This is a genomic window from Variovorax sp. RO1, assembly GCF_002849325.1.
In the GTDB taxonomy this organism is placed as follows: Bacteria; Pseudomonadota; Gammaproteobacteria; order Burkholderiales; family Burkholderiaceae_C; genus Variovorax.
Window position 1 is genome coordinate 306,343 of the sequence record NZ_PKMT01000001.1, and the last position, 26,323, is coordinate 332,665.

Genomic DNA, 26,323 nt, shown 5'->3' on the forward strand with positions numbered 1-26,323 from the left:
ATGCCACGGAATGTACTTCACCCGCTTCGGCGGCTTTTTTTGCCAGTGCGCCCAAATCGATTTGGGCGCGGTCCCGGTTCAAGGATTCCATGATGTCCCGTGTTCCCGATGCCTCTGCTGTGCCTTCTGTCGTGCCTGCCGGCGCGCCTTCCGCCATCGCCCCGGTCGACGCGGTGCTGCCCCTGTCGCAACTGCTCCTGTTCGGCCTGCAGCACGTGCTGGTGATGGCCGCCGTGCCCATCACGTCCGTGTTTCTCGTGGCCAAGGCGCTGGGGCTGGAGTCCGCGCTCACGGTCAACCTGATCAGCGCCACCTTCCTGCTGTGCGGCGTGGGCACCTTGCTGCAGTCGTTCGGGCCATGGAAGTTCGGCGCGCGCCTGCCGTTCGTGATGGTGCCGGGCGGTGCGCCCATCGTGATGTTCGTGACCATCGCCCAGCAGCGTGACCTGCAGACCGCCTCGGGCGCGGTGATTCTCACGGCGCTGTTCTACTTTCTGGTGCTGCCGGTGTTCGCGCGCTGCCTGCGCTTCTTTCCGAAGATCGTCATCGGCACCTTGCTGCTGCTGGTGTCGATCAACCTCGTGAAGGTGTACGGCGGCATCATCGCGGGCAAGGCGGGCACGTCCACCTTTGCCGACCCGGTGAACATCGGCCTGGCACTCGCGACCATCGGCTTCACCGTGCTGTTCGCGCGCGTGTTCAAGGGCACGCTCGGCCAGCTCGCGGTGCTGCTGGGCCTGCTGGCCGGCACAGTGCTGGCCGCGGCGTGCGGGCTGATGGATGTCAGCAGCGTGGCCGCCGGCCCCTTCTGGAGCGCCCCGACGCTGCTGCCCTTCGGCATGCCGCGCTTCGACCTGGTGGCGGCCGTGCCGCTCCTGATCTTCAGCATCATCTCGATGGTCGAGGCCACGGGGCAGACCGTGGCGGTGGCCGACGTGGTGGGCCGCAAGATCGACCCGCGCGACGTGGTGCCGCGCACCATCCGCGGCGACGCGCTGGTGTCGCTGGCGGGCGGCTTCTTCGGCACCTCGATGATCATCACCAGCGGCGAGAACATCGGCATCGTGCGCGCCACCAACGTGCGCTCGCGCTACGTGACGGCGGCCGCGGGCGTGATCCTGGTCCTCATCGCGCTGTCGGCGCCGCTGGGCCGGCTGGCCAGCGCCATTCCTTCGGCCGTGGTCGGCGGCACCGCGATGGTGGTGTTCGCGATCATCGGCACCATGGGCATCGACATGCTGCGCAAGGTCGACCTGCACGAGCGCGGCAACATGTTCGTGCTGGCCGGCGCGCTGACCATGGGCCTGCTGCCCATCGTCGTGCCGGGCCTGTACAGCCGCTTTCCCGACACGCTGCAGCTGGTGCTGGGCAACGGCCTGGCCATGGGCTCGCTCACGGCGGTGGTGCTCAACCTGGTGTTCAACCGCGTGCAGCCCGACAGCCCCGCCATTGCGCCTGCGCCGCAATGAGCGCCGCGCGCCTCTTCCTTTCTTTTCCTGCTCTCTCCTTTCATCATGTCTCCTGAACTCGATGCCGCGCTTTTCGCGGCCGACGAGCTGCTGCTCGTTCCCGACCACCTGATGCTGCGCGACGGCCCCGCCACCGGCCATGCCGTGCGCATCGAAGGCGGGCGCTTTCGCGAGGTCGGCCCCGCCGACGCGCTCATCGCCCGCCACCCGCAGCTCACACCGCGGCATCTGCCCGGCAAGCTGCTGATGCCCGGCATGATCGATGCGCATCACCACCTCACGCAGTCCTTCGGCAAGTCGCTGGCCTATGGCGAGCCGTCGGAAATCTTCCGCCGCGTGTGGGTGCCGCTCGAGTCGAGCCTGGACGACGAGTTCGTCTACATGGCCTCCAAGCTCGCGGCGCTCGAATCGCTGCGCGGCGGCTTCACCACCGTGTGCGACGCGGGCACGCGCGCACCGGGCGACATCGGCGCCGTGGCCGCGGCCGTGAAGGAGGCCGGACTGCGCTGCGTGCTGGGCCTGATCTGCAACGACGGCGGCAACGACAGCACCGCCGCCGACCGTCAGGCGATCCAGTCGCACGCCGCGCAGTTCCTGCAGCAGTGGTCGGGTGCGGAGCTGGTGCATCCCTCGCTCGCCATCTCGGTGCCCGAGGCCGCGTCCGACGAGATGCTGGTCGCCGTGTCGGCCTTGTGCGCCGAGGCGCGCACCGTGTTCCAGACGCACGTCAACGAACACCTCGCCTCGGTCGAGCGCTCGGTGGTGCAGCGTGGCAAGCGGCCGCTGGAGCTGCTGGCGCACCTGGGCGCGCTCGGGCCGCAGGTGCTCATTGCGCACGGCACGCTGGTCACGCCGTCGGAGCTCATGGTGCTACGCGACACCGACACCGCCGTGAGCTACAACCCCGTCGCCAGCCAGTGGAAGGGCAACGCCGTGGCGCCCGCGAACCTGATGGCCGCGCTGGGCATCCGCTTCGGCCTGGGCACCGACGCCACGCGCAGCGATGCGTTCCGCCTGATGGACGCGGCCGAGGCCGCGCAGAAGCTGGCCTTCGGCATGGCGATCGGCGATGCGTCGAGCGGCGGCGGCTGGACCTGGTTCGACCACGCGACGCACGAAGGCGCGCACGCCGTGGGCCTGGGCCACCTCACGGGCGAGATCGCCGTGGGCAAGGCGGCCGACTTCCTCATCGTCGATGTCGACACGCCCGAGATGTGCACCTCCGTCGACCTCACCTGGGACCTCGTGCGCCTGGGCAACCGCGACCAGATCGTGGCCGTGTTCGTCGACGGACGCCTGCGCCTGTGGGAAGGCTGGCCGCCCGACTGGGATGCGCGCGCGCTGCAGCGGCAGCTGGCGCGCGTCGCCCATGCGGCGATGGACCGCGCGCCCATCGTGCGCCTGCATCCTCCGGCCGCCGCGCACCGTCGCCTGGCCACGGAGCGGCATTCGCAGTGAGCGCGCAGCACCTCTTCCTCGTCTCCATCGCCGTGCTGTTCGCCGCCTTCGTGCAGGGCGCGACCGGTGTCGGCTTTGCGCTCATCGCGGCACCGGTGATCGGCATCGTGCGTCCCGACCTGCTGCCCGTGTGCGTGCTGGTGCTGATGCTGCCGCTGAACTTCTACGTGATGTGGCGCGAGCGCGGCGCTATCGACCGCACCGGCGCCAGCTGGATCACCGGCGGGCGCCTGCTCGGCACCGTCGGCGGCCTGTGGGTGCTGGCGGCGTTGAGTGCGAGCCACCTGTCGCTGTTCGTCGGCGCATCGACCATCGCGGCGGCGCTGGTCACGTTGATGATGCCGGCCTTCTCGCCGGGCCGCACCGCCTTCGTGGCGGCGGGGCTCGTCACCGGCGTCACCGAAACCGCGACCGGCATCGGCGGCCCGCCGCTGGCGCTGGTCTACCAGCACCAGCCGGCGCCCACCATGCGCTCGACGATTGCGCTGTGCTTTCTGGTGGGCGAACTGGTGTCGCTGGCCACGCTGATGGTGGCGGGGCGCATCGACGGTTCACAGCTCTATGCCGCGGCCTTGCTGTTGCCCGCGCTCGTCGTGGGCGCGGTGCTCAGCCGCGTGGTGCATCGCCGCATCAACGGTCGCGTGCTGCGGATCTTCGTGCAGGTGTTCGCGATCGTGTCGGGCGCCGCGCTGCTGCTGCATTCATTCTGAGGCGCTGCGCGCGGCCTGCCATGCCGCGCGGCCGATGCGGAACAGCCGGTGACGGCGAAGCGCATGGCCTTCGGGCACCGCCGGGTGTTCGAAGGCGCCGGCCACGTCCTCGTGCATGCCGATGCGCGTCATCACCGCGGCCGAGCGCACGTTGCCCTCGGCGGTGAATGCCACGATCTCGCCGAGCCCGAGTTGTTCGAACCCGACCTGCAGCGCGCCGCGCGCCGCCTCGGTCGCGAAGCCCTGGCCCCAGCTGGCGCGCGCAAGGCGCCAGCCGATCTCGACGCAGGGCGAGAAAGGCAGTGAAGCCATCGGCACGTTCAGGCCGGTGAAGCCGATGAACTCGCCCGTGTCCTTGCGCTCGACGGCCCAGAAGCCCCAGCCGTGCTCGGCGATGCGGGCCTTGACGCGCGCGGCCATCGCGTCGCTGTCGGCGCGGGTGGGCAGGGGCAGCAAGAACTCCATCACCGCCGGGTCGGAAGCCAATGTGAAAAATGGCGCGAGATCGCTCTCGCGCCATTGGCGCAACCGCAGGCGCGGCGTGTCGAATTCGATGAGGGGCGGGTGTGTGCTTTCTTCGGTCATGCGACCGATTGTGCGCAGATCAGAACCCGGCCAGCACCACCTTGCCCTGCGCCTTGCCGCTCTCGATCAGCGCATGCGCCTTCTTGAGGTTCGCGGCGTTGATGGTGCCGAAGCTCGCGTTCGCCGTGGTGCGGATGCGGCCCGCGTCGACCAGCGCGGCCACCTCGGCCAGCAGCTTGCCTTGCTCGGCGATGTCGGGCGTGGTGAAGCGCGAGCGCGTGAACATCATTTCCCAGTGCAGCGAGATGCACTTGGTCTTCAGCGGCATCGCGTCGAGCACCTTCATGTCGTCGATCACCGCGAGCTGGCCCTGGGGCTTGAGGCTCTCGATGATCTGCGCGTAGTGCTGCTCGGTCTGCGTGAGGCTGGCGACCATGTCGACTTCGTCGATGCCCGCGGCCTTGAGTTCGGCGGCGAGCGGCTTCGAGTGGTCGATGACGACGTGCGCACCCAGTGCCAGGCACCACTCGCGCGTTTCGGCGCGCGAGGCGGTGGCGACCACGCGCAACTTGGTGAGCTGGCGTGCGAGCTGGATGAGGATGGAGCCCACGCCGCCCGCGCCGCCGGTGATCAGCAGCGTCTGGCCTTCGCCGCCGCCCTTGGGCACCTGCAGGCGGTCGAACAGCAGTTCGTAGGCGGTGATGGTGGTCAGCGGCAATGCGGCGGCTTGCGCGTCGTCGAGGGTCTTCGGCGCGAGGGCGGCGATGCGCTCGTCGACCGCATGCAGCTCCGAGTTGGCGCCCGGGCGAATGATCGAGCCGGCGTAGTACACGCGGTCGCCGACCTTGAAATTCTGCACGCCGCTGCCGATGGCTTCGACGGTGCCGACCGCGTCCCAGCCCAGCACCTTGGCCTGGCCGGCTTCGGGGGCGGCGTTCTTGCGGACCTTGGTGTCGACGGGGTTGACCGACACGGCCTTCACGCGCACCAGCAGGTCGCGCGCGCCGGGCACCGGGGCGGGGAGTTCGATGTCCTGCAGCGATTCGGGGTTGTCGATGGGGAGGGGCTGGTAGTAGCCGATGGCTTTCATGGGAGGGACCTTCTTTCTGAAACGATGGCTCGACTGTAGGATGGCAACGGCCATTTGATAAGCCGGCATCGAACTGCAACACCTTCAAATGAAAATTGAAAATACCTCGGACCTGCGGGTGCTCGTTCAGACGGCGCGCGGCGGCACGCTCACGGCGGCGGCCCATGCGCTGGGCATCACGCCGGCTGCGGCGAGCGCAACGCTCAAGCGGCTGGAAACGCAGCTCGGCGCGCGGCTGTTCGAGCGGTCGACGCGGGCGATGCGCCTGACGCCGCAGGGGCAGACGCTGCTGGACTACGCGGTGCGGGCTTTCGAGCTGCTGGATGAGGGCGAGTCGCTGGTCACGGCGGATCGCGGTGAACTGGTGGGCACCTTGCGCGTGGCTGCGCCGTCGGACCTGACGCGCAGCACGCTGCTGCCTTGGTTCGATGAATTCCTTGCGCTGCATGGCGGGGTGCAGCTGTCGCTCTCTGTGGGTGACCGTCCCTTGGATGTGATGCGTGACGAGGTCGATGTGGCGCTGCGGTATGGCGCGCTGGCCGATTCGCGGCTGGTGGCGCGGGCATTTGCGATGACGAATCCGCTGTTGACGGCATCGCCCGACTATCTGCGGCGGCATCCTGCGCCGAAGGTGCCGCAGGATCTCGTGCACCACAACTGCCTGACTTTCAACCGCGGGGGGCGGCGGCATCGCGTCTGGCGATTTGCGCAGAACGGGCAGTGGACGGAGGTGCGGGTGAATGGCAATCGCAGCGTGGACGATGCGTCGCTGGCGCGGGAGTGGGCGGTGGCGGGGTATGGCGTCACGCTGAAGTCGGCGCTCGATGTGCGCGACGACATCCGCAGCGGCCGGCTGGTGCACCTCATGACGGATTGGCAGACCGAGCCTTATCCACTGCATGCGTTGCTGCCGAGTGGGCGGTTCGTGCCGGCGCGTGTGCGGGCGTTTGTTGATTTTCTGGCTTTGAAGTTTGAGGGGTTGTTGGCTGTTGGCTGATTGTTTTTAGGGTGGCTGGCCGGGACTCGCCCCGGCGGGCGACTCACTTTCTTTGCTTCGCCAAAGAAAGTAAGCAAAGAAAGGCGACCCCACTGTCTGCGTCCCTCCGCTTCGCTGCGGGCAACCTGCGGTGCTCGCGTTTCGCGGGGTCTTGCAGAACTCGCCTGCGGCTCAAACAGCTGCAAGCCCTGATCCGCGAAACGCTCCGCTCCTCGGCGCGGCCAGAGGGGAGGGGGAGCACCCGGGCCATCGCTGCGCTCGGCCTGGGAGATCGCATCACTGCGTTCGCTCGCCGGATTTACTTTCCCAATTGACTTCCCAGGCCCGCTCCCCGGATTTACTCCCTCTCCCTCTGGGAGAGGGCTGGGGTGAGGGCAGCAGCGTTCGAAACCGCCATTGCCTTCGCCAGACCCACTCTCAAATCATCGGCGTCACAGCCCCATCCATCGCCACGATCGCCCCCGTCACATAACTCGCCTTCGCCGACGCCAGGAACAGCACCGTGTTGGCCACTTCCTCCGGCGTCGCAATGCGCCCCAGCGGCAAGCGCGCAGTCGCGCGCTCCAGCGCCTCATCCGTGCCGATCCCTGCCAGCTTCGCATCGGCCTTCATCCCTTCCTGCAGCCGCGCGGTCAGCGTGAGCCCCGGGTTCACGGCATTCACGCGCACACCCTTGGCCGCATAGGCAGCAGCCATGCCCGCACTCACCAGCATCAGCGCCGCATTGGCCGCGCCGCCGGCCATGTGTACCGGGCTCGCGACCTTGCCGCCCTGGCCGATGACGTTGACGATCGCGCCGCGGCCGCGGGTGCCCATGCGCTTCACGACCGGGTCGATCATGTGGATGTAGGTGAAGTACTTGGCGTCCATCGCGTCGTGCCACGCGGCGGGCGTGAGTTCGTCGGGCGGGGTGCGGCGGGCGGCGCCTGCGGAGTTGACGAGCACGTCGACGGGGCCGAAGGCCTGTTCGGCGGCGTCGAGTGCGGCGACGGCGCTGGCGGGATCTTTCAGGTCAGCGGCGTGCAGGGAGACGCGGCCTTCGGCTTGCGGGAATGCGGCGATGAGCGACTGCTGGCCCTGTTGCAGGTTCTGCAGGTCACGCGAGACCAGGCTCACGCGCGCGCCTTCGCGCAGGAAGCCCAGCGCGCAGGCCAGGCCGATGCCCTTGCTGCCGCCGGTGATGAGAGCGTGCTGGTCCTGGAGCTGGAGGTCCATGTCGGGGTTCCTTGAGGGAAGAAGGGGATTCGATCGCGGCGCTGCTGTCGCCACCGCCGCGATTGAATCACCGCCCCGAAATTCCTGCAGCGGCGCGGCCGAAAGGCCGCGTCGGTTGGCCCCGCCCTGCGCCTCAGGCCTTGCGGCGCTTCGCTGGCGCTTCTTCTTCCAGCGCGGCCGGCGCGGTGTCGGTGGCGTCGCGCAGTTGGCCATGGGTGTCGTGGTGCGCCAGCAGCTGGCGCGTGCGTTGCCAGGTCGACAGGCGCGCGGGCGCGACCTCGATGTACGACGCCAGCGCGAACAGCGACGACTGCTCTTTCTCCGGCGGCGTTTCGCGCCGGTGCTGGCGGCGGCGCAGTGGGCCCATGACCAGCATCGAGGCGAGGATCACGCCGATGACGATGGCGTACAGGCCCAGCAGGTGCAGCACCTCGGGCTGGGAGCGGGCGCCCATCACGTAAGGCCAGGCGTACCAGATGGCACAGAACCAGATCGCGACGGTGATCGCGGGGCGCAGCACGCGCAGCCACAGGTACATGGCGAGCGTGCGCGCCGGCGAGCGGCCGTTGCCGAAGGCGTGCAGCGGGATGCGCGCGGCGTCGATGATGGGCTCGTCCATCGCGGGTTGGCCCCACGAACGGGTGCGGGGCGGCGGGGCTTCGTGGACCGCCGGTGAAGAAAGCAGGTGCTCAGGATGCATCGGAAGAAACTCCTCGGTCAGGGCTCGTCCACACCGCGCGCTTGCCGCGTCGGCGTATCAGGGCTTTGGGAAGGGCGACCACCGTGGTGGCCATCGTGATCGTCCAGAACGCGATCGGGTACCAGATCGTTCCGGCGAAATAGCGCATGAGGTCGCGGTCGTAGCGACGGTCGATCCACAGGCTCAGCAGCATCTGCAGGATGCAGGTCATGGCCAGCAGCGTGCCCTGCCAGTGCGGCAGCAACGCGGAATGCCAGGCCGACTCCTGCGGCAGGAAGGGGCGGATGAAGCTGATCAACAGCACCAGCGCCATCGCATAGGCCCACACCACGCTCACCATGTATTCGCTGTAGATGAGCCACAGGCGCCAGCTGCGCAGGCGCAGGATGGACGGCGTGATGCGCAGCATGGTCTGGATGCCGCCGACGGCCCAGCGCAGGCGCTGCTTCCACAGGCCGCGCAGCGTCTCGGGCATGAGGATCCAGCACAGCGCGCGCGGCTCGAAGCGCAGGCGCCAGCCGGCGAGCTGGAGCTTCCAGCTCATGTCGATGTCCTCGGTGAGCACGTCGGGGCTCCAGAAGCCCACCTCGAGCACGGCGCGGCGGCGGAACATGGCGAGCACGCCCGACACGGTGAACAGCGTGCCGATGAGCTGCTGCGAGCGCTTGATGAGGCCGATGATCGACGAGAACTCGCCCACCTGCATGCGCCCCAGCAGCGTGGTGCGTGTGCGGATGCGCGGGTTGCCGGTGACGGCGCCGATGCGATCCGAGGCCAGCATGCGCTTGAGCATCCAGGCAATGGCGTGGGGGTCGACGAGCGCGTCGCCGTCGATGCCCAGGATGTACTCGCCGCGCGCCAGCTGGCAGGCGGTGTTCAGGCCCACGGCCTTGCCTTGGTTGCTGGCGTTATGGATCACGCGCAGGCGGCTGAACTCGAGCGTCATCTCGTCGAGCAGTTCGCCGGTGCCGTCGGTGCTGCCGTCGTTGACGGCGATCACCTCGTAGTTCGGGTAGTGCGTGCGCATGAGCTGCTCGATCACTTCGCGCAGGTGCGGCGCCTCGTTGAAGCAGGGCACGACCACGGTCACGAGCGGCTGCGAGGGCAGCAGCGGCAGCTGGTCGATCTCGACGTCGCGCTTGCGTTCGAACGACCACGCGTGCGAGAGGCCGCCCGCGATCCACACCCACGCCATGAAGAACGGGTAGTAGAAGACGAAGCCGAAGAGCACCGGCGGAATCAGGTCCACCAGCATCTGGAGCGTGTTCATCGGGGCTTCCCTCCTTCAGGCGGCAGCGTGGCGGCGTCGTGGTTGCGCCGGGGTGCGCGCGACAGCAGCGAGCGCACCGAGATCGCGCGGCGCACGGTCTCCAGCGAGGGCTGGTTGTTCAGGAAGTCGTCGGGGTAGTAGCCCAGGTGGCGCACGCCGGCACGCTGCAGCAAGGTCCACTGGCGCGTGAGCTCGGCGTCGGGCACGGGCTTGCCGGTGCGCCAGTCGCGCGCCTGCAGTTCGAACACGGTGCGGTCCAGGCCGTGCGGCGTGGCGGCCGCGCGCTGGGCGAGGCGGCCGAGCCACGCGTCGCTGTCGGCGGCGGTGCGGGCCTCCTGCTCCATGCGCGGCATGGCCATCAGGCCGACGTAGTCGTAGGCGGCAAGCGAGGCTTCGTAGTTCTGCGCGAACCATTGTTCGGCGGCGGGCTGGAGCACCGGCCGCGCGTAGAGGTTGCGCGCGGTTTCCAGCGCAGGGCGCCAGGTGCCCACGCGCGCCGCGAGTTCCTGCGTGAACTCGATCAGGTGGCGGGTCTTGGCGCTGGTCCAGCGCGCCATGAGCGCGGGGTCGGCGCGCAGCGCGGCCACGTCGGCCGGCAGGCCCCAGCGGCGGTAGGTGTCGAGCGCGGCGGGGCTGGCGTCCTCGTCGTCCGAGAGCATGGCGTCGTCGTGGAACAGCAGGCCCTCGAAGAAGGTGTGGCGGCCCAGGTCTTCGTACAGGTCGCCGACCAGCGTGCGCACGGCGGGGTCGAAGGGCGAGAGCCGGTGGTAGCGGTCGGCCGGCGCGTCGCCCTTCAGCGTGCGCACCGTGTGGGTGGCGAGCGGGTTCGACGCCGGCAGCCGGTAGGCGGTGACGGGCATCCAGGCGTAGACCTTCACGCCGGTGCGGCTGCGCAGCTGCCACGCGACGCGGGCGAACAGGTCGGCGCGCATCGGCAGGTGGCGGTTGGGAAAGTACAGCGCGTCGGCCACGCCGTCGCCGTCGGGATCGGCATAGGCCTGCAGGAACACCGAGCGCGGGCGCACAGCGGCGACGCGTTCGATGAGTGCCGAGAGGTTGCGCTCCTGCTGGGCCGGGTCGGGGTCGTACACGTAGTCGAGGTCGACGTGCATCACGCGGTTGATCGGCCGCACCTCGCCGCCCACCGGGCTGCGCAGCATCTGCACGTAGTCGGGCGCCTCGTTGTCGTAGGCGGCCAGCGCGCGGCGGATGCGGCTGAGCGGAATTTCCTTGGTGTTCGCGCCGTCGTCGAGCGTGAAGGTGATCGGCATGCCCACGCGCGCCGAGGCTTCCAGCGCGGGCGTGTTGTAGGCGCCGTAGGGCCACACGGTGGCGCGCACCTTGGCGCCGGTGCGTTGCTCGATGAGCTCGCGGCTGCGGCGCAGGTCGGTCTCGATGCGGCGCAGGTAGGCGGCGTCGTCTTCGTAGCGACCGGTCTTGGGGTCGTAGCGGTGCGTGGCTGCGGCGGGCAGCATGTTGCCTTGCGGATTGGCCTGGATGCCGGTGTGCATCGCGTCGGTGTGGCTCGCGAACTCGACCAGCGGCGAGCGCGCCATCTCGGCGGCTTCGCGCCACAGCAGGAAGTTCTCGCGCGGTGCGGGCTTGTCGCCCCAGTGCACGGGCTGGCCTTCGGGCACTTCGAGCCAGCTCGTCACCAGCGCGAACAGCGCCGGGTAGTTGAAGCGCTTGAGCAGCGGGAACACGTGCGTGTAGGCGCTGCGGTAGCCGTCGTCGAAGGTCAGCAGCACGGGCTGCGAGGGCAGTGGCTTGCCGCCCTTGCGCGCGTCGATGACCTGCTGCAGGCTGACCGGGTGGTAGCCGCTGTGCTGCAGCCAGGCGAACACTTCGGCGAGCGTGCGCTCGTCGATGGCGGTTTCGTCGGGCGAGGTCTCGAAGCTGGCGCGCACGTTGGGGCGCACGTCGTGGAACGAGATCACGCGGAAGTCGACGCCGTTGTCGGGGTCGGCGGGCAGCACTGGCGCCGCGAGCGCAGGCAACGAGGCCGCCAGCAGCAGCCCGAGCAGGGTCGTGCGCAACCAGGAGAAGAAGGTAGGGGCTTGCATCACGGACATCACTGCAGGGGCATCGAAAGGTTCAGGAACACGCCGCGCTGTTTTTCGCGCACGCCGTCGTAGGGGTGGCTGCCGTAGGTCAGGCCGTAGCGCAGCGTGAGCTTCTGGCCCAGGGCCCAGCGGTGCTCGTAGCGCAGGTTCCACAGCGGGCCGCTGCCGAAGCCGGCCTGGCGGTAGCTGCCGCCGCCGAGCTCCAGCACCTGGAAGAACTGGCGGTCGTCGCTTTTCCATGTGAGCCACTGGCCGCGCACCGACAGCTGCGCGCTGGCGTCGCGCGAGGGGCTGAAATAGCGCACGTCCTGCAGGCGGCTGCGGCTGGCATCGACGCCCAGCCGCGTCTCGATCTGAAAGCGCGGCGTGCTGACCCAGCGTTCGCGCCAACCGAAGTCGAGGCCGTCGCGCAGGTTGCCGTCGCTGAAGTCGAGCCGGCGCCATTGCAGGTCGAAGCGGCGCGACTCGTTGACGATGTGGGCCACGCTGGCGCCGAACTCGCGCGCGCCGATGGCCTGCGCGCCGAAGGGCACGGCGCGGGCTTTCCAGGGCAGCTCCTTGCTGTCGCCGTCGTAGGTGGCCGACAGCTGCCAGCCATCGCCCGCGCGGTAGTCGACGCGGCCGGCCACGCTGTTGCGGTAGCGGCCGCTGTTCGCATGCTGCAGCACGCCTTCGGCCAGCCAGCGGCCCTGCTGCCAGCTCGCGCCGAGGCCGCTGCGGGCCCATTTGGCGGTGCCTTCGGAGGTGTAGCCGCGGCCCAGCGTCTGCGCGTAGAACACGCGCCACGCATCGCCGATGAGGCCGGAGCTGAGCCGGCTGTCGATGCGCCATTCGCGGCTGGCCAGCGTGCCGCCGCCGCGCGAACCTTCGGCGTCGATCTCGAGCTGCGGGCCGACCAGCGAGCGCCGCTTGCGCGCCATCTCGCGCACCTCGGCGGCGTCGGGCGCATCGGCCTCGAGCGACTCGGCACGGATGCGGGCGGCGCGGAACTCGTCGGCGTCGAGCAGCGCTTCGACATGGCCGGTGCGCACGCTCAGGTCGTCAGGGTGGTCGGCGTTCAGCGCCTCGAAGCGCGCCACGGCCGCCTCGGGGTGCTCGCGCAGCCGCTCGGTGAGCGCGGCACCGTAGGCGTAGCTCGCGTTGAGCGGGGCTTCGTAGGTGAGCGTGTCGAAACGCGGCTGCGCGATCTTCGGCCGGTCGCCGTAGAGCTGCAGCAATGCGCTCAGGCCGCTCACTTCGGAGAACTGGTCGTTGGGACGGCCGGCTTCCGGCGCCAGCCGCATCAGCACGGGCGTCGCGCCTTCGATGCGCTGGAGCAGCGCTTCGGCGTCGTCGAAGCGGCCGGTGTCGAGGTAGGCGTAGACCAGGCTGAAATGCAGGGGGTCGGGCATCGGCAGATCGACGACCGCCTTTTCGAACAGCGGCACGGCATCGGCCGAGCGGCGCTCCTGCGCCAACGCGCGAGCGGCGGTGCCGAGTGCATAGGGCGGCAGCACGGTGCCGTCGGGGCGCAGCGTGTCGTACAGCGCGATCGTGTCGGCGGGACGGCCGCGTTCCAGCAGCGCCATCATGCGGTCCGACTGCAGCCGCGTGCGCAGCGTGCGCCAGGTGTCGGCGTCTGGTGTGGCGGGCTGCGCGAGCGCGGCATCGACCCGGGCCAGCGCGGCGCTCTGGGCGGCCAGCACCTTGTCGAGGTCGGCGACGCGCGCCGCGCCCAGGCGCTGGTCGCGCGCCTTCACGGCCCAGCGCAGTTGCTGCGCCAGTGCTGGTTGTTCGAGCAGGGCGAGCGTCAGCGGCGCGAGGCTGCCGGGCTGCTTGCGTTCGGCCGCCTGCGCGTCTTCGAAGGCGGCCGTGGCGCCGCCGTACTCGGCCAGCAGGAAGTCGGCGTCGCGCCGCGCATCGCGCCGATCGGGCTGCAGCGTGGTGATCTCGCCATAGGCCGACAGTGCCTGGAAGGGCTGGCCCTGGGCACGCGCCAGCGCGGCGCGCAGGTCGAGCAGGTCGAGCAGCGCGACGCGGTCGGCGACTTGGGTGGGCGCGGGCTGGGCCAGCGCACGGTAGATCGTCTGCGCGCCCGCCGTGTCGCCGCTGGCCAGTCGCCAGAAGGCTTCGTGGATGCGTGGCTCGCGGGCGGCTGGCTGGCGCGCGCGCCAGACCTTGACCGTGTCGCCCTGCAAGGCGATGTCGCCCGTGCGCCGCGCGGCGCCAGCCAGCGGGCCGAGCGCGTAGTCGCTCAGCTCGCCCGGCGGCACCTGGCGGCCCACGGCCACCGCCTCGGCGAACTGGCCGTCGGCGACCGCGATCGCGATGGCGTCGGACGCCACGCGGCGACGCTGATCGTCGGCCAGCGGGGCGGCCAGCCATTGGCGCAGCTGTTGCAGGGCTTGGGCCGGTGCGATGCGACCGGCGCGGCGCGCGACGATCAGTGCGTCGTGCTGCGAGACGTCATACGCCACCGCGCCGCCGAGGGTGGCGGCAGGCGAGGGCGCGACAGTGGAATCCGCGAAGGCGGTGCTGCTTCCGAAGACCAGCACGCACACGATCGGCGGCAAACCTCGCACGGCACGTGCGAGATGGTGAGGCAATGCCTTGAAGGGCGCGACTTTGCGCCCGGCAACGACGGTGCCTCCATTTTTTTGTGGATGGATGGACACGCAACTCCCTTTTGCTTGAACTTCCCTGGGCCGTGACAAGCCGTGGCGGGAAGTTCGTGAAAAGGAACTCTAGGCCAATTTGTTAACAATTGAGCCGGATATGGGGAAAGATGAGAACTAATCGTGAACAGATTCGCGATCAATTCGTCCGATGTTGGCAAGTTGTATGCAAGTGCTACCCACAACGCGCCCCAGGCCCCCGCCCTAAGATCGCGACATGAACGCACTTCCGGTTTCTTTGCCCCGTTTCTGGTCCCAATTGACGACGCGCGACTTCGCCGCGCTCGACGCGGCGACCACGGTGGCGGTGCTGCCGCTGGGCGCGACCGAGCAGCACGGCCCGCACCTGCCGCTGGGCGTGGACACCGTGCTGGCCGACGGCATCGTGGCCGCCGCGCTGCCGCTGCTGCCACCGGAATTGCCGGCGCTGTTCCTGCCGACCCAGCAGATCGGCCTGAGCCCCGAGCACGCGCGTTTCGCGGGCACGCTCACGCTGTCGGCCGAGACGCTGATCCGGATGTGGAGCGAGATCGGCGCGGGCGTGGCGCGTGCCGGCGTGAAGAAGCTGGTGCTGTTCAACGCCCACGGCGGCCACGTGGGCGCGATGGACATCGTGGCGCGCGAACTGCGCGCCGCGCACGGCCTCATCGTCTACAGCGTGAGCTGGTTCAATCTGCCGCTGGGCGATGCGAACGCGCAGTTCAGCGCCCAGGAGCACCGCTTCGGTGTGCACGCGGGCGAGGTCGAGACCTCGATGATGCTGGCGCTGACGCCTGAGTTCGTGCGCATGGGCGAGGCGAAGGATTTCAGTTCCACCTCGCAGCAGCGCGCAGCGGACTACGCGATCCTCGGCAACGGCAAGAGCGCCAAGCTCGGCTGGGCGATGGAGGACTACAACGCGCAGGGTGCGGCCGGTAACGCCGCGGCGGCCACGGCCACGAAGGGGCAGGTGGTGATCGATGCGGCTGCGCAGCAGTTGGCGCTGCTGCTGGCCGAGGTGTCGCGGCTGCCGTTGAGCACGGCGAACACGGGGCCGCTGCCGTAAGGCTGTTGTTCAGGGCGACGCTCCCGCCGACGCGGTACCTTGCTCCGCGAATGTCCTCCGCCCTTCGGGCTCCCCCTTAATTTCGCTGCGCAAGGCACCGCATCGACGTGAGCGTGTTCGGTGCCGTCGTTGATCGGCCAGCACAACCACTGCACTCGGTGTGCGCAGGACACTGGGTGCTTCCCGCAGCGAAATTAAGGAGGAGCCGAAGGCGGGGGACATTCGCGGAGGGAAGTACCCGGTGGCCTGTGCACGCGCCCTGAACAGCAGAGCCTGGTTCAGGAAGCGCTGCGCCCCAGCACCCCGGCGAACATGTCCGCATCGACATTGCCACCGCTCAGCGCAATGCCCACGGTCTTGCCGCGCCAGCGCTCCTGCTGCTGAAGCGCCCCAGCCAGCGCAGCGGCGCCCGCCCCTTCCGCCACGTTGTGCGTGTCGCTGAATAGAACGCGCATCGCTTCCGCCACCTCGTCGTCGGTGACGGTGATCACGTCGTCGGCTTCCTGCAGGATCACGTCCAGCGAGGCAGGCACCGGCGTGCGGCAGGCCATGCCATCGGCCAGCAAGGTGGTCGCGGGCGATTCGATGGCACGGCGCGCACGGAAGGAATCGCGGTAGGCCGTGGCATGCGCGGACACCACGCCGATGAGCTTCGTCGACACACCGCAATGCGCGCGCGCCGCCGCCGCACCGGCAAAGCCGGAGCCCAGGCCGATGGGCACGAACAGCACGTCGGGCGGTGAATCTTTCAAAGCACTGAAGAACTCGACGTACGCGGTCGACACGCCACGCACCAGCTCGCGATGGAACGAGGGCACGCGGTGCAGTGCGTCGCGCTCGGCCAGCACCGCCGCATGTTCGGAGGCCGCCTGGAAGTCGTCGCCGTGCTCGACCAGCGTCACGCCGAGCGCGCGCATCGCGGCGTTCTTCTCGCGCGAATTGCCGTGCGGCACCACGATGGTCGCGGCCAGCCCGTGGCGCTGCGAGGCGAAGCCGACCGACTGGCCGTGGTTGCCGCGCGTGGCGCTGATCACATGGCGCACCTCGGGCTGTTCGCGCGCGAGGGTCTCGAAGTAGGTCAGACCGCCGCGGATCTTGAAGGCGCCGACCGGCGTGTGGTTCTCGTGCTTGGCCCAGACCGTGGCGCCCAGGCGCTGCGACAGCAGCGGCCACGTGTACTGCGGCGTGGGCGGCATGGCCGCATGCACGGTGCGCAGCGCGGCTTCGATCTCTTCGCGGGTGAATCGCATCAGGCGTCTTTCGTTCTTACTTACTTGCGTTCGGTGAGCGCCACGCGCACGGCCAGCGCGGCCAGCACGCTGCCCATGATGTAGCGCTGCGCACGCAGCCAGCCGGCGCTTTGCGACAGCACGGCCGTGATGCTCGCGGCGCCGACGATCATCACGGTGTTGACCAGCGCGCTGCTCGCCATCTGCGCCAGGCCCAGCTGCAGGCTCTGCAGCAGCACCGAGCCGCGTTCGGGGTGGATGAACTGCGGAAAGAACGACAGGTAGAACATCGCCACCTTCGGGTTCAGCAGGTTCGTGAGAAAACCCATGCGGAACAGCTTGGCCGGCGGATCGGCCGGCAGCGAGCGGGCCTCGAAGGGCGCGTTGCCGCCGGGCTTGACCGCCTGCCATGCGAGCCACAGCAGGTAGGCCGCGCCGGCCAAACGGATCGCGTCGAACGCGACCGGCACCGCCAGCAACAGCGCCGTGAGCCCCAGCGCCGCGGCAAACAGGTGCACCAGGAAGGCCATCAGCACACCGCCCAGCGAGATCATTCCCGCGCGGCGGCCCTGGATCAGCGTGCGCGACACGCAATAGATCATGTTCGGCCCCGGCGTGAGCGCCAGCAGCAACGAGGCGAGGGCGAACCAGGCGATTTCGGTGAGGGTCAGCATGTCAGAGTCCTTTGGATTCGAGCGTGACGGGGCCGCGCGGCGTGTCGAACACCGCGACGAGGTTGGGCGGGCCGGCATCGACCGGCAGGCGGCCCATGCCGATGGCCGAGAGCGCGGCCGACAGTGCCGGCGCACGCGGATGCGCCACGCGCAGCGACCGCAGCGTGAGGCCCGAGGCGGGCATGGCGTCGGTCGGGTGCACGGCGCCCCACTGGATCAGCGTGGGCAGCGCGCCATAGAACAGGCGCTGGCCGTCGTCGCGCACGGTGATCTGCCATTCGAGCCGGCCGGCCGGCGTGTCGCGCGAGGCTTCGAGCAGGTGGCCGCGGTCGATGTGCGCATGCTCTTCACGTGCGAGCGCCTGCGTGGCGGCGTGCGCGTCGGGCACGCGCGCGACGAAGTGAATCAGCCGTGGGCCGTGCTGCGCAAGCGCGGCCTGCAGCGCGGTGTCGTCGAGGTCGAACCAGCGGTGCGTCTTCGGCCGCGACGGCGCCTTGCCGGGTTCGATCGCGATGATCTCGGCATAGGCGCGCGGGAACGCGTCGCTTGCGATGTTCAGCAGCCGGTTGTGCGTGCCCATCAGCGGGTGCGCGCCGCCCGGCGCGGGCGTCACGCCGAGCGTGGCCTCGCACCATGCCACGCCCTCCGCCAGCGAGGCGGCGGCGATCACCAGGTGGTCGACTTCGGCGGGGGCCATGGTGTGCTTTCGTTCAGAGCGTGACGTGGCCGTCGACGCAGGTCACGGCATCGCCGCCGACCCAGATCGTGCCGTCGCTGTCGCGCTCGATGTACACGCGGCCCGCGCGGCCCAGGCATTGGCCTTGCGCGGCGACGTAGCGCTCGGGCATGTGGCCGTCGGCGATCAGCCATTCGGCCAGTCCCGCGTTGAAGCTGCCGGTGACCGGGTCTTCATCGACGCCGACGGCGGCGGCAAAGGCGCGCACCTCGAGATCGATCGTCACGCCGTCGGCGTCGGGCGCGACCACGGTTGTCGACCGCTTGCCGAAGGCGCGCGCTTCACGGTTGGAGCGGCTGATCAGTTGCGAGGAGTCGTGCGCCGAAGGCACGCCGGCCACGCCCACCTCGACGCCCAGCTCCTTGAGCAGCCGGTGATCGGGGCGCAGTTGCAGCACCGCATCGGCGTTCTCCAGCAGCAGGCCGAGCCAGGCGGGGCCGTTCTGGAGCATCTGCGCCGCGACGATCTGCTGCGCCTTCAGGCCCAGCGCGCCGGCCACCTTGGCCAGCAGCGCGGGGCTTGGGGCGCTGCGCTTGAGCGGCGGCGCGGCAAAAGCCAGGCGCTCGCCTTCGCGCCGCAGCGGCACCAGGCCGGCGCCGCACTGCTGCACGACGCGGCCCGCCACCTTGGGCTTGCCGCCGGCCTGCAGCCAGGCGTGGCAGCTGCCGATGGTCGGGTGGCCGGCAAAGGGCAGCTCGCCGCCCGGCGTGAAGATGCGCACGCGGTAGTCGGCGGCCGCGTCGGTCGGCGGCACCAGGAAGGTGGTCTCGGACAGGTTGGTCCACTGCGCGAAGCGCTGCATGGCGTCGTCGTCGAGGTCCTGGCCGTCGAGCACCACCGCGAGCGGGTTGCCGAGGTAGGCGGTGGCGGTGAAGACGTCGACTTGCTTGAAGGGGCGGGATTTCATCAGGATCATTCGAGAGGTAAATCGAGCACGCCACGCGTGCCCGGTCGGGAAAGTAATTCCGAATACCAGCGCTCGACGTTCGGCCAGGCCGGCCGGCGGTACTCGGCGCCGGGCAGGCCGAACCAGCGGTGCGCTTCGCAGCCGATCGGAATGTCGGCCATGGTGAAGCGATCGCCGGCCATGTAGGGGCGCTGCGCGAGGTGCGCGTCGAGCATCGCGAACAGCGCCTCGCTCTCGCGCACCGACGCGGCAATCAGCGCGGGCTGGCGCTCCGAAGGCGCCGTGCGCACCCATTGCACGAAGGCGTCGCGGCTCGCGCGGTTGAGCGTGGTCTGTTGCCAGTCCATCCAGCGCTCGGCGTCGAAGCGCGCGGGCAGCTCGGCCGGGTAGAGCGTGCCGTGCGCGTGCTTGGCGCACAGGTAGCGCACGATGACGTTCGACTCCCACAGCGTGACGCGCTCGGCGCCTTCGCCGTCGTCGATGGTGGGCACCATGGCGTTCGGATTGAGCGCGAGGTACTCGGGCGTCTGCACCACGCCGAACTTGCCGCCGGCCTCGGTGCGCTGGAAGTCGAGCCCGAGTTCCTGCGCGCACCACACGACCTTGCGCACGTTGATCGAGCTGATGCGGCCCCAGATGTTGAGCATGGGTGAGGTTCCTTGTCTGTGTGTTGGCTGAGGGGGCTCAGGCCGCCATGACGCGTGCCGTGCCGGACACGCGGACCGAGCTGCCCGCCACCGGCGAGATGTCGGCATGCAGGCGCGACAGCATGCCCATGTCTTCGCCCTGCACCACGTCGATGGCGCCCCCGTGGGGCCATCCGAGGTCGCGCAGGTAGCCCGCGAGCGCGGCCGTCGCGGCGCCGGTGGCCGGGTCTTCGTAGACGCCGCCCGAGGCAAACGGGTTGCGTGTGTGAAAGCGCTGGGCGCTTTCCGCGTGAACGAGAACGATGGTCGTCAGCTCGGCGCGCTGCATGAGCGCGCGGCCGGCTTCCAGCGCGTAGCGCATGGCGGACAGGGCCTGGCGGCTTTGGAGCGCCAGCACCAGATGGTTCGCGCCCGCGTGGGCCACGGCGGGCGGAATGCGTGCGTCGAGGTCGCTGGGCGTGTAGCCGAACAGGGCCAATGCCTCGGCGACCAGCGCGGGCGTTGCAGGCGCGCTGCGCGTGGGCGGCGATTGCAAGGCGGCGGCGATGACGCTGCCTTCGCGCCGGCCCTCGACCGTGATCTCGGCCTGGTTGAGCGTGAGCGCGAACACGCCGTCGCCGTGGCGCAGCGCGAGCGCGGCACCGAGGGCGATGGTCGCGTGGCCGCAGAACGGCACTTCGGACTGCGGCGAGAAGTAGCGCACGCGCCAGCCGCCGTCGATGGGCGCCGCGAAGGCGGTCTCGGAGAAACCGACCTCGGCGGCCACCGCCTGCATCTGCGCGGCGGACGGCAGCGCATCGCCGATGACGACACCGGCGGGGTTGCCGCCAGTCTGTCCCTCCGAGAAGGCTGCGATCTTCAAGACGTTCATGAGGAGACTCGCTTTCAGCGCGGTGCCGGCCGGTCGAGGAACAGCAGGCGCACGGCCAGCCCCAGCATCACGGCGGCGAGCAGGCTGCGCTGGAATTTTTCGGCGCCCGGGCGTTGCTGCAGCCAGCGGCCGACCTGCCCGCTGCAGGCGCCCAGCAGCGTGTTGAATGCGAGCGCGGCCAGCGACAGCACCACGCCGAGTTGCACCAGTTGCAGCGGCACGCTGCCGTGCGTCGGGTCGACGAACTGCGGCAGAAAGACCATGAAGAACAGCAGCGCCTTCGGATTCACGAGGTTGTTCAGCAGCGCCATGCGCACGATGCGGCCGAAGCCGGCCGGCTGCGCCTGCGCGCCCGGGCGGAAGCCGCCGCCGCTGCGCAGCGCCTGCACGGCGAGCCAGACCAGGTACAGCGCGCCCGCATACCGCAGCACGTCGAAGGCGGGCGGCCACGCCGCGACCAATGCGGTGACGCCGGTGGCCGCGAACAGCGTGTGGACCAGGTCGGCCGCCGAGATGCCGACCGCCGCCGCGAAGCCGCCGCGCGGGCCATGCGCCACGCCATGCGACATCACGAAGGCCATGTTCGGGCCGGGCGACAGAAACAGCGCCAGCACCGCGAGCAGGAAGAGCGAGAGGGTTGCGAGTCCGATCATGTCCGTGTTCCGTGAATCAGGCCGTGGCCGGTTGCTGCGTCTGCAGGTACGGCTCGATGTTGCGCATCGCGCGCGCCACGTAGTCGTCTTTCTCGCCGACCGGCGCGACGTAGTGCAGCGCGCTCTTCGCGGCCTCGATGCCTTCGGTGCGCGCGATGAGCCACGCCGCGAGGTAGGGCGCCGAGAAGCAGCCGCCCGCGGTGGCCACGTTGCCCCGCGCGAAGAAGGGCTGGTTGAGCACCTCGATGCCGGCCTCCTGCACCCACGGCTTGGTCGTGAGGTCGGTGCAGGCCGGCACCGTGCCCAGCAGGCCGAGCTTGGCGAGCAGCAGCGTGCCCGAGCATTGCGCGCCGATGAGCTGGCGCGACGGGTCGAGCCCGCGCAGCACGCCCATGAGGCCCGCATCGGCGGCGATCTCGCGCGTTCGGATGCCGCTGCCGACGATCACCGCGCCCGCCTCGCAGGCCGACTCAAGCGTCGCGGTGGCGTGCACCGTGACGCCGTTCATCGAGGTCACGGTGGCGCTGGGCGACGCCAGTGTCACGCGCCAGCCCGGCTTCTTCACGCGGTTGAGCACACCGAGCGCGACCAGCGAGTCGAGCTCGTTGAAGCCGTCGAAGGTGAGGATGGCGATGTGCATGGTCGTGGGCCGGTTCAGGCGTGAGCGGGGGAAGGGGCGAGCAGCGCCAGCTCTTCGCGCAGCGTGACGGCGAGCGCGGCGATGGCGGTGTCGATCTCTTCGACGCTGGCGGTCACGAAGGACAGGCGCAGCGTGCGCGGATCGCCTTCGCCCGCGTAGAACGGCGCGCCGGGCACGAAGGCCACGTTGCGCTCGACCGCCTTGGGCAGCAAGGTCACGGTGTCGATGCCCTCGGGCAGGCGCGCCCACAGGAACATGCCGCCCTTGGGGGCGTTGAACTTCACATCGAGGCCGGCCATCTCGCGCGCGAGCGCGGCGATCATCGCGTCGCGCTGGCGCTTGTACAGCGCGCGGATGGTGGGCACGTGGCGGTCGAGGAAACCGTCTCGCATCACGGCCGAGACCATGCGCTGCGTGAAGATCGGCGTGTGCAGGTCGACCGCCTGCTTGGCCTGCAGCAGCTTGGGGAAGATGGCCTTCGGCGCCACCAGGAAGCCCAGGCGCAGGCCCGGGGCCAGCACCTTCGAGAACGAGCCCAGGTAGATCACGCCCTCGGGGTTGCGCGCGGCCAGCGGCAGTGGCGGGGCTTCGTCGAACCAGAGTTCGCCGTAGGGGTTGTCTTCGACGATCGGCAGGTTGGCGGCAGCGGCGGCAGCCGACACGGCGGCGCGGCGCGCCTCGGTCATGGTGCGGCCGGTGGGGTTCTGGAAGTTGGGCAGCAGATAGACGAAGCGCGCGTCGGCGGCCTTGCTCACGAGGTCGTCGACGACCACGCCGTCGTCGTCGCTGGCCACGCCCACGGGGTGCGGCTCCATCGGGCCGAAGGCCTGCAGCGCGCCCAGGTAGGTGGGCGTTTCGACCAGCACCTTGCTGCCCGGATCGATCAGCACCTTGGCCACGAGATCGAGGCCCTGCTGCGAGCCGGTGGTGATGAGCACCTGCGAGGCGTCGACGTCCCAGGGCAGCATGTCGGCCACGGCCTGGCGCAGCGGTGCGTAGCCTTCGCTGGCGGCGTACTGCAGCGCGGCCGCGCCGTCGGTGTGCAGCACTTCGGCGCAGGCGTCGGCGAATTCTTGAATGGGGAAGGTCTTGGGCGAGGGCAGGCCGCCGGCCAGGCTGATGATACCGGGGCGCTCGGTGACCTTGAGGATTTCACGCAGCACCGAAGGATTCATCTTGGCGGCGCGGGCGGCGAGTTTCCAGTTCATGGGAGGCTTTCTTCTTTCTGCAGATGAGAGGAGCGAGTGTGAGTCAGGGGGACGGGATGTCGCCACGGTGCACGACATGGATTTTGTTGCCGTCCGGGTCGCGCAGGTAGGCGCCGTAATAGCCCTGCCCGTAACGGGGGCGGGGACCGGGCGCGCCTTCGTCGCGGCCACCGTGGCGCAGGGCCGCCTCGTGGGCGGCGTGAACGGCCTGCGGCGAGGGCGCGCAGAACGCGACCATGCTGCCGTTGCCGGCGCTGGCGGGTTCGCCGTCCAGCGGGATGTACACGTAGAAGCGCGGCAGCGTCTGGCCCGGCACGATCCAGCAGGCGGCGTCGGGGCCGCCGTCGGGCGTCACGGGGCGACGGATGAGGCCGAGCGGCGCGAGCACCGCGTCGTAGAAGGCGGCGGCGCGCGACAGGTCGGTGCAGCCGACGGTGACATGGCTGAACAGCGTCATCGTCGTCAGCTCCTGGCCTGCGACTCGGCGCCGCGCGGCACAGCGGGCGCGGCCTGCGGTTGCGACAGCCGCTTGCCCACGACCACCGTGGCGACCACGGCGGCGGCGAAGCCCAGCGTCACCACGTCGAGCGGTTCGCCCAGCAGCGGGATCGACGCGAGGATCGACAGGAAGGGCTGCAGCAGCTGCGTCTGGCTCACGCGCAGCGCGCCGCCCAGGGCCAGGCCGCGGTACCACGCGAAGAAACCGATCCACATCGAGAACATGCCCACGTAGGTGAAGCCGACCCAGGCCGACGGGGCCACGGGCTGCTGCGGCCACAGCGCGATCGTGGCGGGCAGCGACACGGGCAGCGCCATCACGCAGACCCAGCAGATCACGCGCTCGGCGCCGAGCGCGGGCGTGACCTGCGCGCCGTAGATGTAGCCGACCGAAGCCGCGATGACCGCGCCGACCAGCAGCAGGTCGGCCCATTCGAAACCGAAGCCGTGCCCGCTCTGCTGCGCGCGCAGCACCGAGAACACCACCACCAGCAGGCTGCCCGCGACGGCGCAGAGCCAGAAGCCCAGCCGCGCGCGCTGGTGCAGCACCCAGGCCGCGACCGCGGCCGTGACCAGCGGCAGCAGCGCCGTCACCACCGCCGCGTGGCTCGCCGTGACCACGCGCAGCGCGTAGCCCAGCAGCAGCGGGTAGCCGACGGCGTTGCCCAGCACCGCCATGCCCAGCGGCTTCCACTGGTGCGCCGCCGGGCGCGGCGAACGCGTCACCAGCAGGAAGATGGCCGACAGCACGCCCGCCAGCGCCGCGCGCCCGAGCGTGACGAACCACGGTGACAGCTGAGGCGCCTCTTGCGTGCCGGTGGCCAGCCGCGTCATCGGCAGCGTGACGGCGAACAGCGCGACGCCCACGACGCCGAGCCACATGCCCAGCGTTTCGTCCTTGAGGGCGAGCTTCATACGCTCACCATCCACCAGGCTGTGAGCACGAGGATCAGGCCCATCGCGCGGTTGAACCACAGCAGGCGCGTGCCCTTGGCCAGCCACTCGCGCAGCAGCGCGCCGACCAGCGCGTAGGCGAAGTTGCTCGCGAAGGCATAGGTCAGCATCACGGGCGCGACGATGGCGAAGCGCGCGAGCGCGTCGGGCTGGCCGGCGATCCAGCCGGCCACCAGCGTAAGCGCGAGCAGCCAGGCCTTGATGTTCACGAACTGCAGCATCACGCCCTGCGTGAACCCGACCGAGAGGCTGGCGTTGTCGGCCTTGCCGAGCTTTGCGCTGCCGCTGAGCTTGTAGGCCAGCCACAGCAGGTAGGCGATGCCCAGCCCTTTGATCGCCAGGCGCAGCGGCGGCATCGCCACCACCAGCGCGCCGAGGCCGGCCGCGCAGATCGCGAGCAGCAAGGTCCAGCCGACCGGCACCGCGACCACGAAGCGCATGGCGCGCGGCAGGCCGCCGTTGGCCGCCAGGGCGGTGGAGAGCGTGGTGTTGGGACCGGGCGAGAAGCTCATCGCCGTGGCCAACACCAGCAGCGCGGTGAATTCTTGCCAGTTCATGTCACAGACTCTAAACTTTGGACCATTACAGTTCCAATACAGATGATCGAACAAATCTGAAATCTGTATTGGTCATTCCTTCGACACACACCGCAGTCTTTGTGCGATGCAGACCGACCCGATGCTGACCCGAACCTCCACCCAGTCCCTGACCGGGCAGCTGGCCGACCGCCTCGCCGAGCGCATCCGCAACCGGCTGCTGGCACCCGGCGCGCGCCTGCCTTCGGTGCGCGAATGCGCGCGCCAGCAGGGCGTGAGCCCGTACACCGTGGTTGCCGCGTACGACCAGCTGCTCGCGCAAGGCCTGGTCGAGGCGCGCCGCCAGCGCGGCTTCTATGTGCGCGACGCGGCGCCCGTGCCCGAGAGTTCGCGCAACCCGGCGCATGCCGCGCCCGAGGTCCCGCCGATGATGGCCTCGCGCGTACCGGCCGACGCCAGTTCGCTGATCCGCAGCATGTTCCACCGCCCGAGCGACAAGCCGCAGCCGGGCATGGGCGTGTTCCCGCCCGACTGGATGGCCTCGACCTTCCTGGCGACCGCGGTGCGCCGCGTGACGACCACGTCGGCGCTGCAGGAACTGTCGCTTCAATACGGCGAGCCTTCGGGCGACCTCGCGCTGCGCCGCAGCTTGTCGCAGAAGCTGGTGCGCATCAACGTGCCGGCCGGGCCGGACCAGATCGTCACCACCATCGGCGCCACGCACGCGCTCGACGTCGTGAGCCGCACGCTGCTGCGCGCGGGCGATCCCGTGATGGTCGAGGAGCCCGGCTGGGCGCTGGAGTTCGCGCGCCTCGAGGCGCTGGGCATGCGCATCCTGCCCGTGCCGCGCCGCGCCGACGGGCCCGACCTCGACGTGATGGCGCAGTACTGCAAGCTGCACAGCCCCAAGCTCTTCGTCAGCGTGAGCGTGCTGCACAACCCGACCGGCTACAGCCTCACGCCGGGCAGCGCGCACCGCGTGCTCAAGCTGGCCAACGAGCACGACTTCCACATCGTCGAGGACGACACCTACAGCCACCTCGCGCCCGAGCACGCCACGCGGCTCAGTGCGCTCGACGGGCTGCAGCGCACCATCTACGTCAGCGGCTTCGCGAAGATCCTGGCGCCCAACTGGCGCATCGGCTTCCTGGCTGCTTCGCCCGCGCTGAAAGAACGGCTGCTCGAGACCAAGCTGCTGGCCACGCTGACCTCGCCCACGCTGTTCGAGCGGGCGCTGTCGTGGTGCATCGACCAGGGCCAACTGCGCCGCCATTCGGAGCGCGTGCGCATCCGGCTCGACGGCGCGCGCGGCCGCGCCGTGAAGCTCGCCATGTCGCACGGCTGCACCTTCGCCTCGGAGCCCGCGGGGCTGTTCGGCTGGGTCGACACGGGCGTCGACACCGACGCGCTCACGCAACGCATGCTCGACCAGGGCTACCTGCTCGCGCCGGGTTCGCTGTTCCATGCGCGGCGCCCGCCGAGCACGATGATGCGGATCAATTTCGCGACCTCGCAGGACGCGGCGTTCTGGAAGGTTTTCAGCCGGGTCAGGGACCAGCTCTGATTCGCTCGCG

The 26,323-nt window shown here is 69.9% G+C and carries 25 protein-coding genes; 6 read left to right on the top strand and 19 right to left on the bottom strand.

Features of this window, described 5'->3' with window-relative positions:
* Positions 1-92 precede the first annotated feature (92 nt).
* Genes CY658_RS01355 through CY658_RS01365 form a run of 3 tightly spaced genes read left to right on the top strand, consistent with a single transcriptional unit; the run spans position 93 to position 3,637 of the window.
* Positions 93-1,469, top strand: coding sequence for a uracil-xanthine permease family protein (locus CY658_RS01355; RefSeq protein WP_101490169.1), 1,377 nt, complete (start codon positions 93-95; stop codon positions 1,467-1,469).
* A 45-nt stretch (positions 1,470-1,514) separates the two neighbouring features.
* Positions 1,515-2,927 carry an amidohydrolase family protein gene (locus tag CY658_RS01360; protein ID WP_101488523.1) on the top strand — a complete coding sequence of 471 codons (1,413 nt, stop codon included), beginning with the start codon at positions 1,515-1,517 and terminating at the stop codon, positions 2,925-2,927.
* Positions 2,924-3,637: a sulfite exporter TauE/SafE family protein gene (locus CY658_RS01365; RefSeq protein ID WP_101488524.1), complete on the top strand. Its 714-nt coding sequence runs from the start codon at positions 2,924-2,926 to the stop codon at positions 3,635-3,637. The genes CY658_RS01360 and CY658_RS01365 overlap by 4 nt, the downstream gene beginning before the upstream one ends.
* Here CY658_RS01365 and CY658_RS01370 read toward each other — a convergent pair.
* Both CY658_RS01370 and CY658_RS01375 read right to left on the bottom strand, forming a co-directional pair.
* Positions 3,629-4,222: a GNAT family N-acetyltransferase gene (locus CY658_RS01370; protein WP_101488525.1), complete on the bottom strand. Its 594-nt coding sequence runs from the start codon at positions 4,220-4,222 to the stop codon at positions 3,629-3,631. The genes CY658_RS01365 and CY658_RS01370 overlap by 9 nt on opposite strands.
* Before the next feature lie 19 nt (positions 4,223-4,241).
* On the bottom strand, positions 4,242-5,252 hold the full coding sequence (locus CY658_RS01375) for a zinc-binding alcohol dehydrogenase family protein (protein ID WP_101488526.1): 1,011 nt from the start codon (positions 5,250-5,252) through the stop codon (positions 4,242-4,244).
* 88 nt (positions 5,253-5,340) lie between these two features.
* On the opposite strand from CY658_RS01375, the gene CY658_RS01380 reads away from it, so the two are divergent.
* Entirely contained in the window at positions 5,341-6,249 is a 909-nt protein-coding gene (locus CY658_RS01380) for a LysR family transcriptional regulator (RefSeq protein WP_101488527.1), read from the top strand.
* A gap of 417 nt (positions 6,250-6,666) precedes the next feature.
* On the opposite strand, the gene CY658_RS01385 is transcribed toward CY658_RS01380, so the two are convergent.
* From CY658_RS01385 to pgaA, 5 genes are all read right to left on the bottom strand, one after another.
* The gene (locus tag CY658_RS01385; protein ID WP_101488528.1) at positions 6,667-7,464 is read right to left on the bottom strand and encodes an SDR family oxidoreductase; all 798 of its coding nucleotides are present in this window, start codon (positions 7,462-7,464) and stop codon (positions 6,667-6,669) included.
* 133 nt (positions 7,465-7,597) lie between these two features.
* Positions 7,598-8,164, bottom strand: a complete 567-nt coding sequence (gene pgaD, locus CY658_RS01390; protein ID WP_101488529.1) for a poly-beta-1,6-N-acetyl-D-glucosamine biosynthesis protein PgaD — start codon at positions 8,162-8,164, stop codon at positions 7,598-7,600.
* A complete protein-coding gene (gene pgaC, locus CY658_RS01395) occupies positions 8,154-9,434 on the bottom strand; it encodes a poly-beta-1,6-N-acetyl-D-glucosamine synthase (RefSeq protein WP_101488530.1) in 1,281 nt (426 codons plus the stop codon). Before pgaC ends, pgaD begins: the two co-directional genes overlap by 11 nt.
* Complete coding sequence (gene pgaB / locus CY658_RS01400; RefSeq protein WP_101490170.1) at positions 9,431-11,497, bottom strand: poly-beta-1,6-N-acetyl-D-glucosamine N-deacetylase PgaB; 2,067 nt, start codon at positions 11,495-11,497, stop codon at positions 9,431-9,433. Before pgaB ends, pgaC begins: the two co-directional genes overlap by 4 nt.
* Positions 11,498-11,505: 8 nt before the next feature.
* Complete coding sequence (pgaA, locus tag CY658_RS01405; RefSeq protein ID WP_180838827.1) at positions 11,506-14,058, bottom strand: poly-beta-1,6 N-acetyl-D-glucosamine export porin PgaA; 2,553 nt, start codon at positions 14,056-14,058, stop codon at positions 11,506-11,508.
* Positions 14,059-14,368: 310 nt separating this feature from the next.
* Between pgaA and CY658_RS01410 the strand changes: the two genes are divergently transcribed.
* Positions 14,369-15,196, top strand: coding sequence for a creatininase family protein (locus CY658_RS01410; protein ID WP_101488532.1), 828 nt, complete (start codon positions 14,369-14,371; stop codon positions 15,194-15,196).
* A 278-nt stretch (positions 15,197-15,474) separates the two neighbouring features.
* Here CY658_RS01410 and CY658_RS01415 read toward each other — a convergent pair whose 3' ends face one another.
* From CY658_RS01415 to CY658_RS01470, 12 genes are read right to left on the bottom strand one after another with little or no spacing between them, the layout of a single operon-like run.
* Positions 15,475-16,446, bottom strand: a complete 972-nt coding sequence (locus tag CY658_RS01415; RefSeq protein ID WP_101488533.1) for a threonine dehydratase — start codon at positions 16,444-16,446, stop codon at positions 15,475-15,477.
* A gap of 20 nt (positions 16,447-16,466) precedes the next feature.
* Complete coding sequence (locus tag CY658_RS01420; RefSeq protein ID WP_101488534.1) at positions 16,467-17,099, bottom strand: LysE family translocator; 633 nt, start codon at positions 17,097-17,099, stop codon at positions 16,467-16,469.
* A 1-nt stretch (position 17,100) separates the two neighbouring features.
* The gene (locus tag CY658_RS01425) at positions 17,101-17,796 is read right to left on the bottom strand and encodes a VOC family protein (RefSeq protein WP_101488535.1); all 696 of its coding nucleotides are present in this window, start codon (positions 17,794-17,796) and stop codon (positions 17,101-17,103) included.
* Positions 17,797-17,809: 13 nt separating this feature from the next.
* The gene (locus CY658_RS01430; RefSeq protein WP_180838828.1) at positions 17,810-18,742 is read right to left on the bottom strand and encodes a PhzF family phenazine biosynthesis protein; all 933 of its coding nucleotides are present in this window, start codon (positions 18,740-18,742) and stop codon (positions 17,810-17,812) included.
* A 5-nt stretch (positions 18,743-18,747) separates the two neighbouring features.
* A complete protein-coding gene (locus CY658_RS01435; RefSeq protein ID WP_101488537.1) occupies positions 18,748-19,389 on the bottom strand; it encodes a glutathione S-transferase family protein in 642 nt (213 codons plus the stop codon).
* Between the two features lie 37 nt (positions 19,390-19,426).
* Positions 19,427-20,260, bottom strand: coding sequence for a PhzF family phenazine biosynthesis protein (locus tag CY658_RS01440; RefSeq protein WP_101488538.1), 834 nt, complete (start codon positions 20,258-20,260; stop codon positions 19,427-19,429).
* A gap of 14 nt (positions 20,261-20,274) precedes the next feature.
* Complete coding sequence (locus CY658_RS01445) at positions 20,275-20,913, bottom strand: LysE family translocator (protein WP_101488539.1); 639 nt, start codon at positions 20,911-20,913, stop codon at positions 20,275-20,277.
* A 16-nt stretch (positions 20,914-20,929) separates the two neighbouring features.
* Entirely contained in the window at positions 20,930-21,553 is a 624-nt protein-coding gene (locus CY658_RS01450; RefSeq protein ID WP_101488540.1) for a DJ-1/PfpI family protein, read from the bottom strand.
* Between the two features lie 14 nt (positions 21,554-21,567).
* Entirely contained in the window at positions 21,568-22,761 is a 1,194-nt protein-coding gene (locus CY658_RS01455; RefSeq protein WP_101488541.1) for an aminotransferase-like domain-containing protein, read from the bottom strand.
* A gap of 43 nt (positions 22,762-22,804) precedes the next feature.
* Positions 22,805-23,212 (bottom strand): VOC family protein, encoded by a 408-nt coding sequence (locus CY658_RS01460; protein WP_101490171.1) that lies wholly within the window; start codon positions 23,210-23,212, stop codon positions 22,805-22,807.
* 11 nt (positions 23,213-23,223) lie between these two features.
* Complete coding sequence (locus tag CY658_RS01465; protein WP_101488542.1) at positions 23,224-24,174, bottom strand: DMT family transporter; 951 nt, start codon at positions 24,172-24,174, stop codon at positions 23,224-23,226.
* A complete protein-coding gene (locus CY658_RS01470; RefSeq protein ID WP_101488543.1) occupies positions 24,171-24,770 on the bottom strand; it encodes a LysE family translocator in 600 nt (199 codons plus the stop codon). The genes CY658_RS01465 and CY658_RS01470 overlap by 4 nt, the downstream gene beginning before the upstream one ends.
* A gap of 121 nt (positions 24,771-24,891) precedes the next feature.
* Between CY658_RS01470 and CY658_RS01475 the strand changes: the two genes are divergently transcribed.
* Positions 24,892-26,313, top strand: a complete 1,422-nt coding sequence (locus CY658_RS01475; RefSeq protein WP_101490172.1) for an aminotransferase-like domain-containing protein — start codon at positions 24,892-24,894, stop codon at positions 26,311-26,313.
* Positions 26,314-26,323 lie beyond the last annotated feature (10 nt).

What these genes read in the sequence shown, in the direction of transcription:
- pgaD (WP_101488529.1), bottom strand. Translation starts at nt 8,164, where the DNA reads ATGCATCCTGAGCACCTGCTTTCTTCACCGGCGGTCCACGAAGCCCCG.
- pgaC (WP_101488530.1), bottom strand. Translation starts at nt 9,434, where the DNA reads ATGAACACGCTCCAGATGCTGGTGGACCTGATTCCGCCGGTGCTCTTC.
- CY658_RS01425 (WP_101488535.1), bottom strand. Translation starts at nt 17,796, where the DNA reads ATGGCCCCCGCCGAAGTCGACCACCTGGTGATCGCCGCCGCCTCGCTG.
- CY658_RS01470 (WP_101488543.1), bottom strand. Translation starts at nt 24,770, where the DNA reads ATGAACTGGCAAGAATTCACCGCGCTGCTGGTGTTGGCCACGGCGATG.
- CY658_RS01430 (WP_180838828.1), bottom strand. Translation starts at nt 18,742, where the DNA reads ATGAAATCCCGCCCCTTCAAGCAAGTCGACGTCTTCACCGCCACCGCC.
- CY658_RS01420 (WP_101488534.1), bottom strand. Translation starts at nt 17,099, where the DNA reads ATGCTGACCCTCACCGAAATCGCCTGGTTCGCCCTCGCCTCGTTGCTG.
- CY658_RS01465 (WP_101488542.1), bottom strand. Translation starts at nt 24,174, where the DNA reads ATGAAGCTCGCCCTCAAGGACGAAACGCTGGGCATGTGGCTCGGCGTC.
- pgaB (WP_101490170.1), bottom strand. Translation starts at nt 11,497, where the DNA reads ATGCAAGCCCCTACCTTCTTCTCCTGGTTGCGCACGACCCTGCTCGGG.
- CY658_RS01450 (WP_101488540.1), bottom strand. Translation starts at nt 21,553, where the DNA reads ATGCACATCGCCATCCTCACCTTCGACGGCTTCAACGAGCTCGACTCG.
- CY658_RS01370 (WP_101488525.1), bottom strand. Translation starts at nt 4,222, where the DNA reads ATGACCGAAGAAAGCACACACCCGCCCCTCATCGAATTCGACACGCCG.
- CY658_RS01415 (WP_101488533.1), bottom strand. Translation starts at nt 16,446, where the DNA reads ATGCGATTCACCCGCGAAGAGATCGAAGCCGCGCTGCGCACCGTGCAT.
- CY658_RS01385 (WP_101488528.1), bottom strand. Translation starts at nt 7,464, where the DNA reads ATGGACCTCCAGCTCCAGGACCAGCACGCTCTCATCACCGGCGGCAGC.
- CY658_RS01410 (WP_101488532.1), top strand. Translation starts at nt 14,369, where the DNA reads ATGAACGCACTTCCGGTTTCTTTGCCCCGTTTCTGGTCCCAATTGACG.
- CY658_RS01455 (WP_101488541.1), bottom strand. Translation starts at nt 22,761, where the DNA reads ATGAACTGGAAACTCGCCGCCCGCGCCGCCAAGATGAATCCTTCGGTG.
- CY658_RS01375 (WP_101488526.1), bottom strand. Translation starts at nt 5,252, where the DNA reads ATGAAAGCCATCGGCTACTACCAGCCCCTCCCCATCGACAACCCCGAA.
- CY658_RS01440 (WP_101488538.1), bottom strand. Translation starts at nt 20,260, where the DNA reads ATGAACGTCTTGAAGATCGCAGCCTTCTCGGAGGGACAGACTGGCGGC.
- CY658_RS01445 (WP_101488539.1), bottom strand. Translation starts at nt 20,913, where the DNA reads ATGATCGGACTCGCAACCCTCTCGCTCTTCCTGCTCGCGGTGCTGGCG.
- CY658_RS01475 (WP_101490172.1), top strand. Translation starts at nt 24,892, where the DNA reads ATGCTGACCCGAACCTCCACCCAGTCCCTGACCGGGCAGCTGGCCGAC.
- CY658_RS01380 (WP_101488527.1), top strand. Translation starts at nt 5,341, where the DNA reads ATGAAAATTGAAAATACCTCGGACCTGCGGGTGCTCGTTCAGACGGCG.
- CY658_RS01355 (WP_101490169.1), top strand. Translation starts at nt 93, where the DNA reads ATGTCCCGTGTTCCCGATGCCTCTGCTGTGCCTTCTGTCGTGCCTGCC.
- CY658_RS01360 (WP_101488523.1), top strand. Translation starts at nt 1,515, where the DNA reads ATGTCTCCTGAACTCGATGCCGCGCTTTTCGCGGCCGACGAGCTGCTG.
- CY658_RS01435 (WP_101488537.1), bottom strand. Translation starts at nt 19,389, where the DNA reads ATGCTCAACATCTGGGGCCGCATCAGCTCGATCAACGTGCGCAAGGTC.